General features: G+C 62.3%; 16 protein-coding genes. 5 read left to right on the top strand and 11 right to left on the bottom strand.

Annotated elements, in window-relative coordinates:
• Positions 1–160: 160 nt before the first annotated feature.
• Complete coding sequence (phaC, locus tag CBW50_RS23945) at positions 161–1,885, bottom strand: class I poly(R)-hydroxyalkanoic acid synthase (protein WP_086147838.1); 1,725 nt, start codon at positions 1,883–1,885, stop codon at positions 161–163.
• Between the two features lie 164 nt (positions 1,886–2,049).
• Between phaC and CBW50_RS23940 the strand changes: the two genes are divergently transcribed.
• Positions 2,050–2,283: a hypothetical protein gene (locus CBW50_RS23940; protein ID WP_319017179.1), complete on the top strand. Its 234-nt coding sequence runs from the start codon at positions 2,050–2,052 to the stop codon at positions 2,281–2,283.
• A gap of 16 nt (positions 2,284–2,299) precedes the next feature.
• On the opposite strand, the gene pgeF is transcribed toward CBW50_RS23940, so the two are convergent.
• Complete coding sequence (gene pgeF / locus CBW50_RS23935; RefSeq protein WP_086147837.1) at positions 2,300–3,085, bottom strand: peptidoglycan editing factor PgeF; 786 nt, start codon at positions 3,083–3,085, stop codon at positions 2,300–2,302.
• Positions 3,085–4,110, bottom strand: a complete 1,026-nt coding sequence (locus CBW50_RS23930; RefSeq protein ID WP_034781141.1) for an RluA family pseudouridine synthase — start codon at positions 4,108–4,110, stop codon at positions 3,085–3,087. The genes pgeF and CBW50_RS23930 overlap by 1 nt, the downstream gene beginning before the upstream one ends.
• 89 nt (positions 4,111–4,199) lie before the next feature.
• Between CBW50_RS23930 and CBW50_RS23925 the strand changes: the two genes are divergently transcribed.
• Positions 4,200–5,003, top strand: coding sequence for an outer membrane protein assembly factor BamD (locus CBW50_RS23925; protein WP_086147836.1), 804 nt, complete (start codon positions 4,200–4,202; stop codon positions 5,001–5,003).
• A 142-nt stretch (positions 5,004–5,145) separates the two neighbouring features.
• Here CBW50_RS23925 and yaaA read toward each other — a convergent pair whose 3' ends face one another.
• On the bottom strand, positions 5,146–5,916 hold the full coding sequence (gene yaaA, locus CBW50_RS23920) for a peroxide stress protein YaaA (RefSeq protein WP_086147835.1): 771 nt from the start codon (positions 5,914–5,916) through the stop codon (positions 5,146–5,148).
• A gap of 30 nt (positions 5,917–5,946) precedes the next feature.
• On the opposite strand from yaaA, the gene CBW50_RS23915 reads away from it, so the two are divergent.
• From CBW50_RS23915 to CBW50_RS23905, 3 genes are all read left to right on the top strand, one after another.
• Entirely contained in the window at positions 5,947–6,381 is a 435-nt protein-coding gene (locus CBW50_RS23915) for a putative toxin-antitoxin system toxin component, PIN family (protein WP_086147834.1), read from the top strand.
• Positions 6,382–6,464: 83 nt separating this feature from the next.
• On the top strand, positions 6,465–7,643 hold the full coding sequence (locus tag CBW50_RS23910) for a pyridoxal phosphate-dependent aminotransferase (RefSeq protein WP_086147833.1): 1,179 nt from the start codon (positions 6,465–6,467) through the stop codon (positions 7,641–7,643).
• 41 nt (positions 7,644–7,684) lie between these two features.
• Positions 7,685–8,788 carry an HD-GYP domain-containing protein gene (locus tag CBW50_RS23905; protein ID WP_086147832.1) on the top strand — a complete coding sequence of 368 codons (1,104 nt, stop codon included), beginning with the start codon at positions 7,685–7,687 and terminating at the stop codon, positions 8,786–8,788.
• A gap of 42 nt (positions 8,789–8,830) precedes the next feature.
• On the opposite strand, the gene CBW50_RS23900 is transcribed toward CBW50_RS23905, so the two are convergent.
• The 7 genes from CBW50_RS23900 to CBW50_RS23870 form a co-directional block, all read right to left on the bottom strand.
• Positions 8,831–9,289: a nuclear transport factor 2 family protein gene (locus CBW50_RS23900; protein ID WP_086147831.1), complete on the bottom strand. Its 459-nt coding sequence runs from the start codon at positions 9,287–9,289 to the stop codon at positions 8,831–8,833.
• A 227-nt stretch (positions 9,290–9,516) separates the two neighbouring features.
• Entirely contained in the window at positions 9,517–10,188 is a 672-nt protein-coding gene (locus tag CBW50_RS23895; protein WP_086147830.1) for a DUF2625 family protein, read from the bottom strand.
• A 171-nt stretch (positions 10,189–10,359) separates the two neighbouring features.
• A complete protein-coding gene (locus CBW50_RS23890; RefSeq protein WP_216356404.1) occupies positions 10,360–11,457 on the bottom strand; it encodes a serine hydrolase in 1,098 nt (365 codons plus the stop codon).
• 43 nt (positions 11,458–11,500) lie between these two features.
• A complete protein-coding gene (locus tag CBW50_RS23885) occupies positions 11,501–12,403 on the bottom strand; it encodes an alpha/beta hydrolase-fold protein (RefSeq protein ID WP_086147829.1) in 903 nt (300 codons plus the stop codon).
• Between the two features lie 103 nt (positions 12,404–12,506).
• Positions 12,507–12,923 carry a hypothetical protein gene (locus CBW50_RS23880; protein WP_086147828.1) on the bottom strand — a complete coding sequence of 139 codons (417 nt, stop codon included), beginning with the start codon at positions 12,921–12,923 and terminating at the stop codon, positions 12,507–12,509.
• Positions 12,913–13,554 (bottom strand): hypothetical protein, encoded by a 642-nt coding sequence (locus tag CBW50_RS23875; protein ID WP_086147827.1) that lies wholly within the window; start codon positions 13,552–13,554, stop codon positions 12,913–12,915. Before CBW50_RS23875 ends, CBW50_RS23880 begins: the two co-directional genes overlap by 11 nt.
• 134 nt (positions 13,555–13,688) lie before the next feature.
• Positions 13,689–14,801 carry a tetratricopeptide repeat protein gene (locus CBW50_RS23870; RefSeq protein ID WP_086147826.1) on the bottom strand — a complete coding sequence of 371 codons (1,113 nt, stop codon included), beginning with the start codon at positions 14,799–14,801 and terminating at the stop codon, positions 13,689–13,691.

Here is a 14,801-nt window from a genome sequence, read left to right as displayed (position 1 = left end):
TCCGCTTTCGCACCTGCCTACGTTTTCCATTATAGAGTGGAAAACGGCTCCATTGCACATCAGGGTAGTAGATTCCCGCATTTATTGCAACGCAACTAAAAGTAGATTATTGACAAGACCGGAGATTACGCCGGCCTTGTCCGGCAAAACGCTTTGTGAATTAATCCGCCCTGACTTTAACATACCGGCCCGGCGCCGCCTCGATCGGCGCGTAGCGCTTGTTGCCGGGCTTGCCGGGCGCCTTGACGTCGGCACCGCCATGTTCGGCCAAAAAGGCCGCCCATTCCGGCCACCAGCTGCCCGCGTGCTCGGTCGCGCCGGCCATCCATTGCTCGGCGCTCAGGGGCTTGGCCTTTGCCGTGCGCGCGCCTTTGCCTGCGTCATTGCTCCAGTAGCTGCGCTTTTTCTTCGACGCCGGGTTGATCACGCCGGCGATATGGCCGGAAGCGCCGAGAATAAAACGGTTGGCTTTCGGCTTTTTCGGGTTCAGCAGGGCCGTGCTGGCGTAGGCCGCGCCCCAGGGCACGATATGGTCTTCGCGCGAGCCATAGATGAAGGCGGGCGCGTCGATGCTGCTCAGGTCGACCTTTTCGCCGGCCACCGTCAGCTTGCCCGGCACTTTCAGGCTGTTTTCCAGGTAGGTGTTGCGCAGATACCAGCAGAACATGGGGCCCGGCAAGCCCGTGCCGTCGCTGTTCCAGTACAGCAGATCGAAAGCGGGCGGCTCCTTGCCCTTCAAGTAATTCGACTGCACGTAATTCCACACGAGGTCGTTCGGGCGCAGGCTGGAAAAGGTGCTGCCCAGGTCGCGTCCGGTCATCAGGCCGCCCTTGGCCAGCGTCTGTTCGCGCAGCGCCACTTGCGGTTCGTCAATAAAGACGTCGAGCGCGCCCGTGTCGCAGAAGTCGAGGAAGGTGGTCAGCAGGGTCAGGCTGGCGGCCGGATTCTCGCCGCGCGCCTGGAGCACGGCCAGCGCCGTCGAGACGATGGTGCCGCCCACGCAGAAGCCGAACATGTTCAGCTTGTCCTGGCCGGAGATGTCCTGCACCACCCGGATGGCTTCGATCACGCCCTGCTCCACGTAATCGTCCCACGTCAGGTGCTGCATGCTCAGGTCAGGATTGCGCCAGGACATGAGGAACACGGTATTGCCCTGCTCCACCGCGTAGCGCACGAGCGAGTTTTCCGGCTGCAAGTCAAGGATATAGAATTTATTGATGCACGGCGGCACCAGCAACAGCGGCCGCTGGTGTACCGTGGGCGTGCCTGGGGTGTACTGGATCAGCTGGAACAGCGCGTTTTCAAACACCACCGTGCCCGGCGTGGTGGCCACGTTGCGGCCCACTTCGAAGGCCGATTCGTCGGACTGCGAAATGCGGCCCTTCTGCATGTCGGCCAGCATATTGCTCAAGCCCTTGGCCAGGCTTTCGCCCTTGGTCTCGATCAGGGTCTGCTGGGCGTCGGGATTGGTGGCGAGAAAGTTGGCAGGCGACATGGCGTCGACGATTTGCTGTACCGCAAAGGCGATCTTTTGCTTCTGGTGCGGCGTCGCTTCCACGGCGTTGGCCATGGCGGTGAGAAATTCCGCGTTCAGCAGGTAGGCGGCCGCGTTGAAGGCCGACAGGGGACTCGCATGCCAGGCGGGGGCGGCGAAGCGGCGGTCCTTCAGCTCCGGCGTCTTGCCGGCCATGAAGTCCGCCCACAAGCCCGTCAGCTTGGCCACGTAGGCGTTTTTCAGTTGCTCGATCACTTCCGGCTTGATGCTGGCGCCGGCGTCCTGCAAAATGCCGGCAATCGGATTGCTGGCCGGCTGCGGTACCATGTTGAACCATGTCTTCCACTGCTCAGGATTGCTGATCTGCGCCATCCATTCCTTGGTCATCATTTGAGGATCGGGCATATTCATAGATAGTTAAGTCCATTCAAAATTGAGGGACGCCGGACAAAACCTGCTGCGCGTGGGTTTTGTCCGGCGTCGCAAACGTCGTCAAAAATAAATATTCACTTCCGGATCAACTGCATGCAAACCTTTACTGACTGCCACTACTCATGATGCTCATGACCGCTGTTGCCTGGATCTATGTCGTCGGCCTCATGGCGCTGACGGAACCTTCCATCGTCGCCGGGGTGATGACCTTCGTGCTGTACTGCGTCATCCCGCTGTCCATCCTATTCTATCTGACGGGTTCGCGGCGACGCAAACGCAAAGCTGAGCACGCCGCCGAACGGCAGGCGCGCGCCCTCGCCTCAGCAGACGATAAAACAAAAACGGCAGACACATAAGTGCCTGCCGTGCAGATTATTTGCGCCAGATCAAACTGGCCTGTCTTCCCGTGACGCCGTCGCGCCGGTACGAGTAAAACTGCGCCGCATCGCTGACGGTGCAGTACTCGCCGCCGGCCACCTGCGCCACGCCGTCACGCAGCAGCATGGTGCGCGCCAGCGCATAGATGTCGGCCAGGTACTTGCCCGGCTTGCCGGCGACGGCGGCAAACGCAGCGGACAACACTTGTCGCTCGGCATCGTCGCGCGCGCCGTCGCGGAATGCCTGCAGCACCTCCTGCCCCACTTCGAATTGCTGTGGACCTATGGCCGGCCCCAGCCAGGCGAGGATCTCCGTCGCGCCCTGCGCCCGCATGCCGTCCAGCGTGCGCTGCAAGACGCCGTTGGCCAGGCCGCGCCAGCCCGCGTGGGCCGCGCCGACGACGAGCCCATCGCTTGAGCTGAACAGCACGGGCAGGCAATCGGCCGTCATCACCACGCACACGGCGCCCGCCTGCGTGGCGACGCTGGCGTCCGCATCGGGCACGCAACCGCGCAGGCTGGCCGCGTCGGCAACGGCCACGCCATGCACCTGCGACAGCCAGGCCGGCTCGGCCGGCAAGACTGCCGCCAGCCGCGCGCGGTTGGCCGCCACGCGAACAGGATCGTCGCCCACGTGCGTGCCGAGGTTCAAGCCGCCGCCGCCCTGCCCGTCGCCATATGGCTCCTGGCTGACGCCGCCCGCGCGCACGGTCGCCAGCGCGCCCACGTTGGCGGGCAAGCCCGGCCAATGGGGAATAATGCAAGGCAACGGTGCTGTCATCAGACCTGTTCCGGCTCGGGAATGCCGGCCGTGGCGATCAGTTGCGCGAAATCATCGGCCAGCGGCACGATCCATTCGCACGCTTCCAGCGTGCCCGGATGCACGAGGCCCAGGCGGCGCGCCTGCAAGGCCTGGCGCGAGAAGACGGACACCAGGTGCTGCTTGCCGTACACGTAATCGCCGACGAGCGCAAAGCCCAGGTGCTGCATGTGCACGCGGATCTGGTGCGTGCGGCCTGTTTCCAGGCGGCATTGCATCAGGCTCACGGGACGGCGGTCGAGTTCGCCGCTGCCGATCAATTCATAGTGCGTGATGGCGGGCTTGGCGGTGAAATTCTCCGACACAGCCATCTTGACCCGGTCGCGCGGGTGGCGCGCGATGGACGCGTCGATGGTGCCCGCCATTTTCGGCGTGCCCCACACGAGCGCGAAATACTCGCGCTTGACGGTGCGCGCCTGCAGCTGGCGCACCAGGTCCGTTTGCGAGGCCAGGGTCTTGCCGACGACCATCAGGCCGCTGGTATCCTTGTCCAGGCGGTGCACGATGCCGGCGCGCGGCACGCCGGCCAGCTGCGGGCAGTGGTGCAGCAGGCCGTTGAGCAGGGTGCCCGACCAGTTGCCGGGGCCCGGATGCACGACCAGTCCGGCCGGTTTGTTGATGACGATGATATGCTCATCTTCGTGCACGATGTTCAATTCCATCGCTTCCGGCTTAAAAGCCTCGTCTTCCGGCGCGCTTTGCGGCAGAATGACGATCTTCTCGTCGCCATAGGCGGTCATGTTGCGTTTGGCAACTTTTCCGTCGACGGTCACGAAACCGGCTTCCAGCCACAATTGCAAGCGGCTGCGCGAGTATTGCGGCACCAGCTGGGCGATGACTTTATCGAGGCGGTGGCCGCAGGCGTCCGGCGTCAGTTCCAATGTAATCGGGGCCATTTCCTCGAAGACGTCGTCGGCGGCAAAATCGCCGTCAAACGCCTCTTCGGCGGCATGGTCAGAAAGGGAGTCAAACGCGGGGTCAGCCAAATTAGGCTTCGGAGTTAATATCACAGCATTCCCATCGGCTATAATCAGCCTATTGTAAAATCTTGGTTAAAACCTTCTTGCAAAACGTCATGCAAAAAAAATTATCGTTGGTAGTCGCTTCAGTCGTTCTGCTCGGCATGTCCGCTTGCAGCTTGTTGCCTGAAAAAGTGGATGAGACCAAAAACTGGTCCGTTACGAAATTATACTCGGAGGCGCGTGAAGAAATGGCCGGGCAGCACTATGAAGCTGCAATCGGCCTGTTCCAGAAGCTGGAGGCTAACTATCCTTTCGGCAACTATGCTCTGCAAGCGCAGATGGAGATCGCTTACGCGTATTATAAGTCGGGAGACCAGGCGCAGGCACTGGCCGCCGTCGAACGCTTCATCAAGTTGCATCCGAACCACGCCAATGTGGACTATATGTACTACTTGCGGGGTCTGATCAGCTTTAACGACCAGATCAGCTTCCTGAACTTCCTGTACGAGCAAGATCCGACCGAGCGCGACCCGAAAGCGACGCGCGAAGCGTTTGCGGCCTTCAAGCAACTGGTCGACAAGTTTCCAAATAGTAAATATGCGCCCGATTCGCTGGCCCGCATGAACTATCTGATCGATGCCATGGCGAAATATGAAGTGCACGTGGCGCGCTATTACTACCGCCGCGGCGCCTACCTGGCCGCCGCCAACCGCGCGCAAACGACGGTGAGCGACTTCCGCGCCTCGCCGGCCATCGAAGAAGCGCTGTTCATCATGTACCGCTCGTACGACAAGCTGGGCTTGACCGACCTGCGCGACGATACCTTGCGCGTGCTGACCAAGAACTACCCGAACACGGCATTCCTCAGCCCGGAAGGGGTGAACAAGGAACGCAAGTGGTGGAAATTCTGGCAGTAAAATGAAAAAACCGGAGCTTGCTCCGGTTTTTTTCTTGCGTCAGCCCCAAAAGCAAGGACCGGGGTCGTTCGCTGCGCGATTGGAATGCGTCCCACTGGGACGCATTCCCCCGTCGGGTACGACCCCAGCATTTGCTTCAGGGTTACTCGCCGACCTTGCGCCGGAACACCCAGCTGGTGTCGTTCGACGCTTCCGGCACGAAACCGTAGCCATCCACATCGAACTGCTTGAGCTGCTCGGGATCGCGGATGTTGTTGACGGCCGCATAGCGGGCCAGCATGCCGCGCGCGCGCTTGGCGTAGAACGAGATGATTTTATATTTGCCGTTCTTCCAGTCCTCGAACACGGGCGCGATGACGGGCACGTCCAGCTGGCGCGGCTTGACGGATTTGAAATATTCTTCGGAAGCAAGATTGACCAGCACTTGCGCGCCCTGCTCCTTCGCTGTACGGTTCAGGCCGTTGGTGATGGTGTCGCCCCAGAACGCATACAAATCCTTGCCGCGCGCGGTCGACAGGCGCGTGCCCATTTCCAGGCGGTGCGGGTGGATCAGGTCCAGCGGGCGCAGCAAGCCGTACAGGCCCGATAAAATGCGCACGCGCGACTGGGCATAGTCGAGCTGGGCCGGCTGCAGGCTGCGCGCCTCGAAACCGGCATACACGTCGCCATTGAAGGCCATGATGGCCTGGCGCGCCTCCTCCAGCTGCGGGGTCCAGGATGCGTAGCGGGCCACGTTGAGCGCGGACAAGGCGTCGGAAATGCCCATCAGGCTGCCCACTTCGGCGGGCGAAAACTGGCGCATGCGGGCGATCAGCTGGGCGGAATGGTCGAGGAAATCGGGGGTGCTGTGCAACGTGGTCGTTGGCGGCGTCTCCAGGTCGAGACTCTTGGCGGGCGAAAGCACGATCAACATAAATTATCACTACAGAATAGAATTGCCGACATGATACCTGCTCCACAAAAACTCGTCCTCGACACCAACGTCTGCCTCGACCTGTTCGTCTTCAACGACCCGCGCTGGGCGGGCCTGCTGGCGGCCATGGAAAGCGGCGCCGTGCACGCCATCACGCGCGAAGATTGCCGCGCGGAATATCTTGTCGTATTGCATTACAAGCACCTGCCGCTCGATGAAGCCAGCCGCGCTGTCGCCGCCGCCCGCTTCGACGCCCACATCAGCGTCGTGGCGCCGCCCGTCTCCGGCGTGCGCCTGCCCGTCTGCACGGACAAGGATGACCAGAAATTCCTCGAACTGGCGCGCGACGCCAACGCCGACATCCTCATCACCAAGGACAAGGCCTTGCTGAAACTGGCCCGCAAGACGGCCAAGGCCGGCATGTTCAGGATCATGCTGCCGGAAGGCTGGGCATTGCCCGGCTGAGCCGCCAAAGCCCCGCACGCAACGAGGCGCGCTGCGCTAGAATGGGAAACGTTTCCACTTTCCGCACCGCGCCCCTACCGTTCATGAACAGCCCGTCCCTGCCCCACCTGACTCCCGCCCTGACCACCCGTTTGCCCGCCGTGGGCACCACCGTGTTTACCCGCATGTCCGGCCTGGCGGCCCGGCATGGCGCCGTCAACCTGGGCCAGGGCTTTCCCGACTTCGATTGCGACCCGGCCCTGGTCGATCTCGTCAGCAACGCCATGCGCGCCGGCCACAATCAGTATCCGCTGATGACGGGCGCCGCGCCCCTGCGCGAGGCCATCGCCGCGAAGATCGCCAGCCTGTACGGCCACGGCTATGACGCGGGCGCGGAAATCACCGTCACGGCCGGCGCCACGCAGGCGCTGACCACGGCGATTTTGTGCTGCGTGCACCCGGGCGACGAAGTCATCGTCATCGAGCCGGCCTACGACAGCTATTTGCCCGCCATCGCGCTGGCCGGCGGCGTGCCCGTGCTGGTGGCCATGGAAGTGAGCGAACAGGGCTACAGCGTGCCGTGGGACAAGCTGGCCGCCGCCGTCAGCAGCAAGACGCGCTTGATCATCATCAACACGCCGCACAACCCGACGGGCACGATCCTGCGCCCCGCCGACGTGGCGGCGCTGGCCGACATCGTGCGCGGCACGCAAATTTTGATTTTGTCCGACGAGGTGTACGAACACATGGTGTACGACGGCGTGCGCCATGAGTCGCTCGCGCGCAACCCTGAACTGGCGGCGCGCAGCTTCATCGTGTCCAGCTTCGGCAAGACGTATCACGTGACAGGCTGGAAAGTCGGCTATGTGGCGGCGCCCGCGGCCCTGACGGCCGAGTTTCGCAAGGTGCACCAGTACAACGTGTTTACCGTCAACACGCCGATGCAGCACGGCATCGCCGGCTACATGGCCGATCCGCAGCCCTGCCTGGACTTGCCCGCGTTCTACCAGCGCAAGCGCGACTTGTTCCGCGACGGCCTGGCCGGCAGCCGCTTTACCCTGCTGCCGGCGGACGGCACGTATTTCCAGTGCGTGCGTTACGATGCCATTTCGCAAGAGCCTGAAGCGCAGTTCGCCGAATGGCTGACGGCGGAAATCAAGGTGGCCGCCATCCCCGTCTCCGCGTTTTACGCGCAGGGCAAGGAGTCGGGCATCGTGCGTTTCTGTTTTGCCAAGAAAGACGAGACCTTGCGCCTGGCGCTGGAGCGCCTGCGCAGCATTTAACGACAGTACTGCCCCGCCCCGGCGGAGCAAAGGATGACAGCATGGTACAGCGTCGCATCGGCCCGGCCGACCTGGTTCCGGGCGAACCCCTGCCCTGGGATTTGTTTCTGGCTGACCATAGTGCCGGCCCGCAACTGCGCAAGGGGCAGATCATCACGGACGGCGCCCAGCTGGGCCGGCTGATGCAGCTGGGCCTGTACGTGGGCGCGCCCGACCAGCCATCCGTCTTGCGCCTGCTCAATGAAGCGGCGCAGCGCCTGGAACGGCTGCTGCTGGACATGCGCGGCGAAAGCAATGCCGAGCGCGACGTGCGCGACATCGCCCGCGAACTGCTGCGCGCCCTCGAGCACGATGCCGACATTGCCCTGGCCAGCATCCTGCTGAACCAGATCGCCGGCAGCTACGCCGTGCGCCACTGCATCGAAACGGCGCTGCTGGCCATGCTGGTGGGCCGCAGCATGCACAAGTCCCACGATGAGCTATTGCTGATCGGCGCGGCCGCGCTGACGATGAACGTGGGCATGCTGCGCCACCACGACAGCTTCCAGGACCGGCGCGGCCCCCTGAATGACGAGGAAATGCGCATCGTGCGCCAGCACCCGCAGGAAAGCTCGGAATTGCTGCGCTGCGCCGGCGTCGATGACGAGGAATGGCTCAGTTGCGTGCTGCTGCACCATGAAAACGACGACGGCAGCGGCTACCCGCAAGGGCGCACGGCCGATGAAATCCTGCAAAACGCCAAGCTGATCGGCCTGGCCGACCGCTATTGCGCCCGCGTCTCGGCGCGCAACTACCGGCGCTCCATCGTGCCCGACCAGGCGCTGCAGCACATCTTCCTCGACCAGGGCGTGCCCATCGACCCGCTGCTGGGCGAACAGTTCGTCAAGCTGCTGGGCAAATATCCGCCCGGCACATTAGTCCGCCTGCGCAACGGCGAACTGGGGGTGGTGACGCAGCGGGGCGCCGCCCTGGTCCACCCGCTCAGCGACCCGCTGGGTGCGCCCCTGGCCGCCGCCGACCTGTCGCAAATGACGCCGCGCAACACGGGCGAGAGCCAGTTCGCCATCGTCTCGTCGCTGCATGAAGACGACGCCGGCGTGCATTTCAGCATGCGCAATGTGTGGGGCGACGAGGCGCGGCTCTAGCCTGGCTGGACGCCGCCGGAGCCAGCGCCGCACAGTGTTATTTCACGGTTTAGGCGGACGGATGCCCGTGTACTGTGCGCTGACGAGCAGCCATTGCTTGTCGACAAGCCGGGCGACATAGCCGGCGCGCATGGCGAAGGTGCGGGCCGCCCCTTCCTGGTCGAGCCGGTAGGACAGCCGGGCCGAGATGAGCGCCGTATCGCCCAAGAGGCGCACCGCCGGTTCATCGACCTGGACTTGCGGACCCGGCCGCTTCTGCTCCGGCGCATAGAAGGACAGCATTTTTTCACGGCCGTCCACCTCGCCGACGGGCGATATTTCCACATAATTCTCGGCCGTGATGGCTTTCAAGGCGGCTTGATCGAAGCTGCTCTGGGCCTGCGCATGGCGCTGCACCAGGGCCAGCAGTTCGGTGTCGGCGGGCGCCGCCTGCGCGCCACCGATCACGCCCAAGGCGCCCAGCAGGCAGGTGGAAAGAAGATGCGAAAGGGGCAATTTCATGCGTGTTCATCCTGGTCATGGTCGTTGGGAAGCGTCCGGTGATGACTGCGGCAGTATCGAACGCCCGCTTGCGGGCCGCGCATCACGAGAAGGCCCACTGCATGGTACCTGCTTGCCCTTTTATATAGCATGCCATTGCGACAAAACGCCGGATTGCTGGATTGAAATGCCATTTTCAGGCTCGGGATGCGCATGGCGATGCGTTCAGATATGCCCGCAGCCCTGCCTCAGCGCCCGCTCGCAGGCGCATCCAGCAACTTCTGTTGCAGATCAAGGTTAAGCGCCCACTGCTCTTGCACGGGAATGGCGCGCCGCGAACTGGTCTTGAGGGAACCCTCTTGCGTCCACAGGAATGGATAAAAATTCAGGCATAGCTCGCCGGCCAAGGGCAATTCGGGCAATTCGTCAAAGTCCTCCGCGTCGCCAGGCTGGCGGCCGTAAAACTGCCGCAGCTGGCTGGTAAAGGCCCACTCGACAAACGTCGTGAAGCCGATCTCCAGCGCTTCCCACTCCAGCGTTTCGGGGGCAAGGTAATACATATTGCCCTGATCAGCCCCGAGCGCGCCGCCGTTGATGGCAAAAAAGCCGCCCAGCACGTCATCGGCGACCAGCAGAAAACCGTCGGCCTTGCCTTTGTTCCAGGCGGCAATATCCCGCCCCAGCCTGGCATGTCCCGACCCCAGTATGCGCAGCCAGCCGTCATCCACCAGGATGCCCCCCGTTTCATAGGCTATCGCCCCCAGGGCAGAACGCGTGGTGACCTGCAAGCTCAGCAGCACATCCTCCCTGCCGGCCGAGGGCGGCAGCAATTCCACCGGCAAGTCGGCCTCGGCGGCCCATTGCCTGATCAGGGGAAACGCCGGGTCTTCGCTATCGAGTAATTCATTCAATGTACGCATGTAATCTGACCTTATCGATGCGCGCTCGCGGCAGTCCGGGAGCGCAAGGGCGCTGCGGACATTGCCGCTTCGGCGCTATTGTTTTTCGCACACTGCCGGCCGCGACAACATGCCGCATCCGCGTGGCCCACAGCCGCAACCTTCGGCACTGATGATGCCGGAGCAATCTGACTATCGCACAAGATTGCTATTCATCACTATTTCCCTTATTTTTATTTCAAAATAGTAGTGCAGCGCGCTATCTTCGCTGAACTGATTTTCCAGGACGACAACATCGACATCTTTTTCAGGAAAATAGACCTTGATCGAAGCAAACCCCAATCCTTTTCCAGAGTGCCCGATGTATTGAACAGCTGTTTTATCGCTCACATACACACCGTAGCCATATCCCACATCTTCAGTGCCAAAAGCCACATGCTGGCTGGATATGCTGTAGTCAGTCATCAGCCTATAGCTGGCCGGTTTTAAGATCTTTCCGTTGTGAAGCTTATCATCCCAGACAGCCAAGTCCTTTGCATTGGAAACGATGCCTCCGGCTGGCATGAAACCGAGCCAGCCTGCCCCCTGCACGGGATGCGCCTTTAACTCGAACACATTGTTTGAATTGACATAGCCCTTGATGACATTGTTATTCTTGTCTTCCTCATAGCAAAAACTGTTGTGCATCCCCAGTTCCTTGAACAAGTCATTGGCCGCCTCGATATACGTTTTCCCGCTGACTTTTTCAAAAATAGTGCCCAGCATGGTGTAGGTCGTCACGCCATACAGGAAGTCCGTTCCGGGCTTGAAGCGCAGCGGCTTGTCGACGTCGGTTATTCCTGCCGAAAAGTTCAGCAATTGATGCACGGTCACTTCGTCGGCCCAGGCCTGCGGCAAATCGGGCAAATATCGTCTGACGGGACGGTGCAAATCAATGTTGCCTTTTTCAACTTCCCTCAAGATCAGCACGGCCGTAACCTGCTTGCTATTCGACATGATCCTGAAATTATCCTCCAGCCGCAATGGTATTTTGTTTTCCACATCCGCATACCCAAAGGCTTTTGAATATGTCGTCTTGCCGTTTTTCGTGATGAGAATGACGCCATTAAAACTTCTCGGACTTGTTGCCTGGATCAAGCGATCAATTTCCGCGGCGTAGCCATCTGTCTTTTCCGCATGCGCATTATTGCCAAGCTGCGCATGCACGCACGTCGGGATGGTCAACAAGAAGGAAAGCGCCAACATCATCAGTGATGAAGTCATTCTTTTGCCAGCATCTGTCGTTTTCATGGAGATATCCCGGCTTGGTTTATTATTTCCAGTGAAACCAGTTTCAGTTCGAGGACTTCAGGTAGGCCCGCAAGCCATGCGTGAGCACAAACGGAAACACGCTCGCATGGTCTTCGTCCTCGAATACGCGCAAGCGCGTTTTCAGATTCGGAAACTTGCGCGATTTCAGCTTGCCGTCGAACTCGCGCAAGTCGGCCACCATGTCGGCGTCTTCCTCCGAGCGCGAACGCTTCTTGCCTGCCGCCAACTTTTCCAGGCCGCCGATGCCGAAGAACACGGACGCGGGCAAGTCCTTGTGGCTGCCCGCATACGCCTGCTCGCGGTCGAACATGACGCCGGCGTCGTACCACAGCGAGGGACTGCCGAGGATGTAGTGCTCGAAGGTGCGCGGTTCCGTCAGCAGCAATTGCAGGCCCAGCAGGCTGCCGTACGAGTGGCCGATAAACACCTTGCGCTGCATGTTTACGCGGTAGTGTTGCGCGATGAAGGGAAACACCTCGCCCGAGACGAACTGGCCATAGGCCGCCGCTTCGCCGAACGCCGGCTGGCGCCCCGGCATGTCCGAGCGGTAATCGTGCTTGCGCGGCGTGGTGGGCGTGTAATCGCGGCGGCGGCTGTACACGCCGCCATCGCCGTTGGCATACGACAGGCCGACCACCACCACCTCTTCCATGCCCGCATGCTTGTTCAGGCGCTGCGCGATATTGCGCACGACGGGAAACGCATAATTGGCATCGACGACGAACAGCACAGGATAGCGTTTATTCCCCTGCCGATAGGAATCGGGCAAGGCCACGTACACCTGGTAGTCGCGCTTCAATCCTTGCGCGCGGATGTCGCGCACCTCGGTATTGTCAAGAACGTAGCTGGCAGGCGCGCTGGCGGGGGCGGCCAGGGCATTGTTGAGCAGGCAGCAGAGTGCGAGCAGCAGGCTGAAGGATTTCAAACGGAGTTCCTTGAGGTAGTCAGTGATGGCGCGATGATATCAACAATCTGAAACAGAAATGATATTGTTCCAATCATGCCAAAAATACATCCGCGCTACAACATCAAAACTCGCCCGCCATGAGCAAGTCTTCCGGCAAGGTCTCGGGCATGAGGGCCAGCAGCGCTGGCGGGATATATTGCGCGGCTTGCCGTTCGTCTTCCGCCAGGCATGAAAAATCGACGATGAAATGCGCGATATGGCTCAGATACTGCTCGACCAGCTTGCGATACGGCTCGCTGACGCGTTCTGCCTTCAACTCCAGCAGTGTGGCATGGGCGCGCTGGAGGAAAATGGGGATCACGTAATAGTTCTTGCTCAGGAACAGGCCCGTCACCTGGTTGACATGGCACACCAGCGCATACGTCGGGCTGGCCAAGCGGTAACACTGGTCCGGACACAGGCGCGGCGAATTGATATGTTCCTGGTAGCGCCTGATTTCCCGGCGCGCCTCTTTCGCCCCCTCGCGTTCATTGCGCACGGCGCGTCCTTTCAATCTTGTTCACTAGCAATATCCGCCACATGCAGGGGGGGGGGAACGCGAGCAGGTCGCCGCAGCTGGCCGCCGCATGCCGCGGATGGTTCGCGATGGTGCCGCGGCAGCAGCCCTCGTCTTCATCGATGCCGGTCACCTGCCCCCACATCCGTTCGCACTGGCCGTCGCCGCGCGCGCCATCCCCGGCGGCAACGCGGAGCACGCGTTTCACGCAGGCGCCGACGGGCAGCGCCTCGCGTACCGCGGCCGGCGGCGGCTCGCTATCCGTCAAATAGCGGGAAAGCCAGACGGCGTCTTCCGGGTAATAGCCCTGTTCGGCAAACGCGGGAAACGGATTGTCCTTGAAACGCTCCCAGTGTCCCGCCCCGCCATCCCGCTGCGCGCCCCAGCCACAGGGCAAGTCATGCAACTCTGCCAGCAAGTCATCTCTTCGTAGCATGTCTGCCAGACAGACAATCTTGACTGAACTCAACAGCGTTTCATTTGAGGCGGCGTGAAATTGCCAATCCCCTTCGTAGTCATGGGACACCAGGACGATGGGAGCGCCGTTCCAGACCTCCGTGGTCGTGAAGCTGGCCGTATTCGGGGCATCGGGGAATGTCCAGGCAAAGCTCATCTTGCCCTGTCCACGGATACATTCGTTTCAATTGGGGCAGCGGCAGTCCATAACGCCGGCAACGCCGCCGACAGCACGCGCGTTCGTATCGTGCCCGCCCCGCCTGCCAACGGCGGCGCCGCAATCGGCCGCACTTACCTGGCCGCCGCCAGCTGCACCAGCTTGCGCTCGACAAAGGCCTGCAGCTGGGGCGACAGGGTTTGCAAGCCCCTGGCCCGCTCGAACGCCTGGCGCGCCTGGGCCGGATGGTTGTCCGCTTGCAATGCTATCCCCAGGCCCATCCACCAGACGCTGTTGTCGGGCGCCGCCTGCAGGGCCTGCTGATAGTGCTCGGACGCTTCGCGGTAGCGCTGTTCGCGCTGCAGCACGCCGGCCAGGAAGGCGTGGTATTCGCCGTTGTCGGCGGCGTACGGCAGGCTGCGCGTCAGGGTGTCGAGCGCGGCCGCGCCGCCGTTGGCCTTGTCCAGCTGCAGACGGGCCAGCATCATGGCCTGCGCCGGCTGTTTCGGGTCCAGTGCCAGGCTCAGCTGCAACTGGCGCGCCGCTTCATCGGGGCGCTGCGCTTCGAGCAGCAGGCGCACCAGGGTTTCGCGCGCGCCCTGGTGGCGCGGGTCCAGCTGCAGGGTCTGCTGCAAACCGAGCAATGCTTCGGCCACGCGGCCGTCCTGCAACTGGGCCAGCGCGCGCCGGTATTCATTCTCCACGCGCTGCTGCGGCGTGACTTGTTTTCCGTCAATAATGCGTTCGCTGGCGGCGGGCGCGGCCGCCCTTACCGCCACCTTGGCCACGGGCGCCTCGGCAGGCCTGGCCGGCTTTCCAGTGATGCGGCGGATCTCGGCATCGCGCATCTTGGCGGACGCAACCGTCTCCCCGGCCTGGAGTACCGGCTCGGGTGCCAGCGGCGCCGCGGCAACCGGCGCAGGCGCAGGGCTCACGACTGGCGCAGCGGCAGGTGCAGGGGCGGACACCGGCGCGGGGACCGGCGCCGCCGCCGGCGGCGTGCTGGCCACGCTGACCAGCACCGGCGGCACGGCCGGGCGCCTCTGGTAGACCCCGCCCACGGCGATGGCCACCGCCCTCCGGCCGGCCNTGGCCACCGCCGTCAGGCCGGCCGCGCCGCCGAACACCAGCACGCGCGACACGCCCCGCTCGCGTTCGGGCACGGAGCGGATGCCGCCCGCGTCGCCGCGTCCGTCGGGGGTGCCGCGGGCGTCGAGGTCTTGCAACATCTTGTTAATCAGGCTCAT

Origin of the sequence: Janthinobacterium sp. GW458P (genome assembly GCF_002127585.1) — a bacterium.
In the GTDB taxonomy this organism is placed as follows: Bacteria; Pseudomonadota; Gammaproteobacteria; order Burkholderiales; family Burkholderiaceae_D; genus Janthinobacterium.
The sequence above is the reverse complement of the archived record's forward strand: the minus strand, read 5'-3'. Positions and strand labels throughout refer to the sequence as shown.

What these genes read in the sequence shown, in the direction of transcription:
- phaC (WP_086147838.1), bottom strand. Translation starts at nt 1,885, where the DNA reads ATGATGACCAAGGAATGGATGGCGCAGATCAGCAATCCTGAGCAGTGG.
- CBW50_RS23940 (WP_319017179.1), top strand. Translation starts at nt 2,050, where the DNA reads ATGATGCTCATGACCGCTGTTGCCTGGATCTATGTCGTCGGCCTCATG.
- pgeF (WP_086147837.1), bottom strand. Translation starts at nt 3,085, where the DNA reads ATGACAGCACCGTTGCCTTGCATTATTCCCCATTGGCCGGGCTTGCCC.
- CBW50_RS23925 (WP_086147836.1), top strand. Translation starts at nt 4,200, where the DNA reads ATGCAAAAAAAATTATCGTTGGTAGTCGCTTCAGTCGTTCTGCTCGGC.
- yaaA (WP_086147835.1), bottom strand. Translation starts at nt 5,916, where the DNA reads ATGTTGATCGTGCTTTCGCCCGCCAAGAGTCTCGACCTGGAGACGCCG.
- CBW50_RS23915 (WP_086147834.1), top strand. Translation starts at nt 5,947, where the DNA reads ATGATACCTGCTCCACAAAAACTCGTCCTCGACACCAACGTCTGCCTC.
- CBW50_RS23910 (WP_086147833.1), top strand. Translation starts at nt 6,465, where the DNA reads ATGAACAGCCCGTCCCTGCCCCACCTGACTCCCGCCCTGACCACCCGT.
- CBW50_RS23905 (WP_086147832.1), top strand. Translation starts at nt 7,685, where the DNA reads ATGGTACAGCGTCGCATCGGCCCGGCCGACCTGGTTCCGGGCGAACCC.
- CBW50_RS23900 (WP_086147831.1), bottom strand. Translation starts at nt 9,289, where the DNA reads ATGAAATTGCCCCTTTCGCATCTTCTTTCCACCTGCCTGCTGGGCGCC.
- CBW50_RS23895 (WP_086147830.1), bottom strand. Translation starts at nt 10,188, where the DNA reads ATGCGTACATTGAATGAATTACTCGATAGCGAAGACCCGGCGTTTCCC.
- CBW50_RS23890 (WP_216356404.1), bottom strand. Translation starts at nt 11,457, where the DNA reads ATGAAAACGACAGATGCTGGCAAAAGAATGACTTCATCACTGATGATG.
- CBW50_RS23875 (WP_086147827.1), bottom strand. Translation starts at nt 13,554, where the DNA reads ATGAGCTTTGCCTGGACATTCCCCGATGCCCCGAATACGGCCAGCTTC.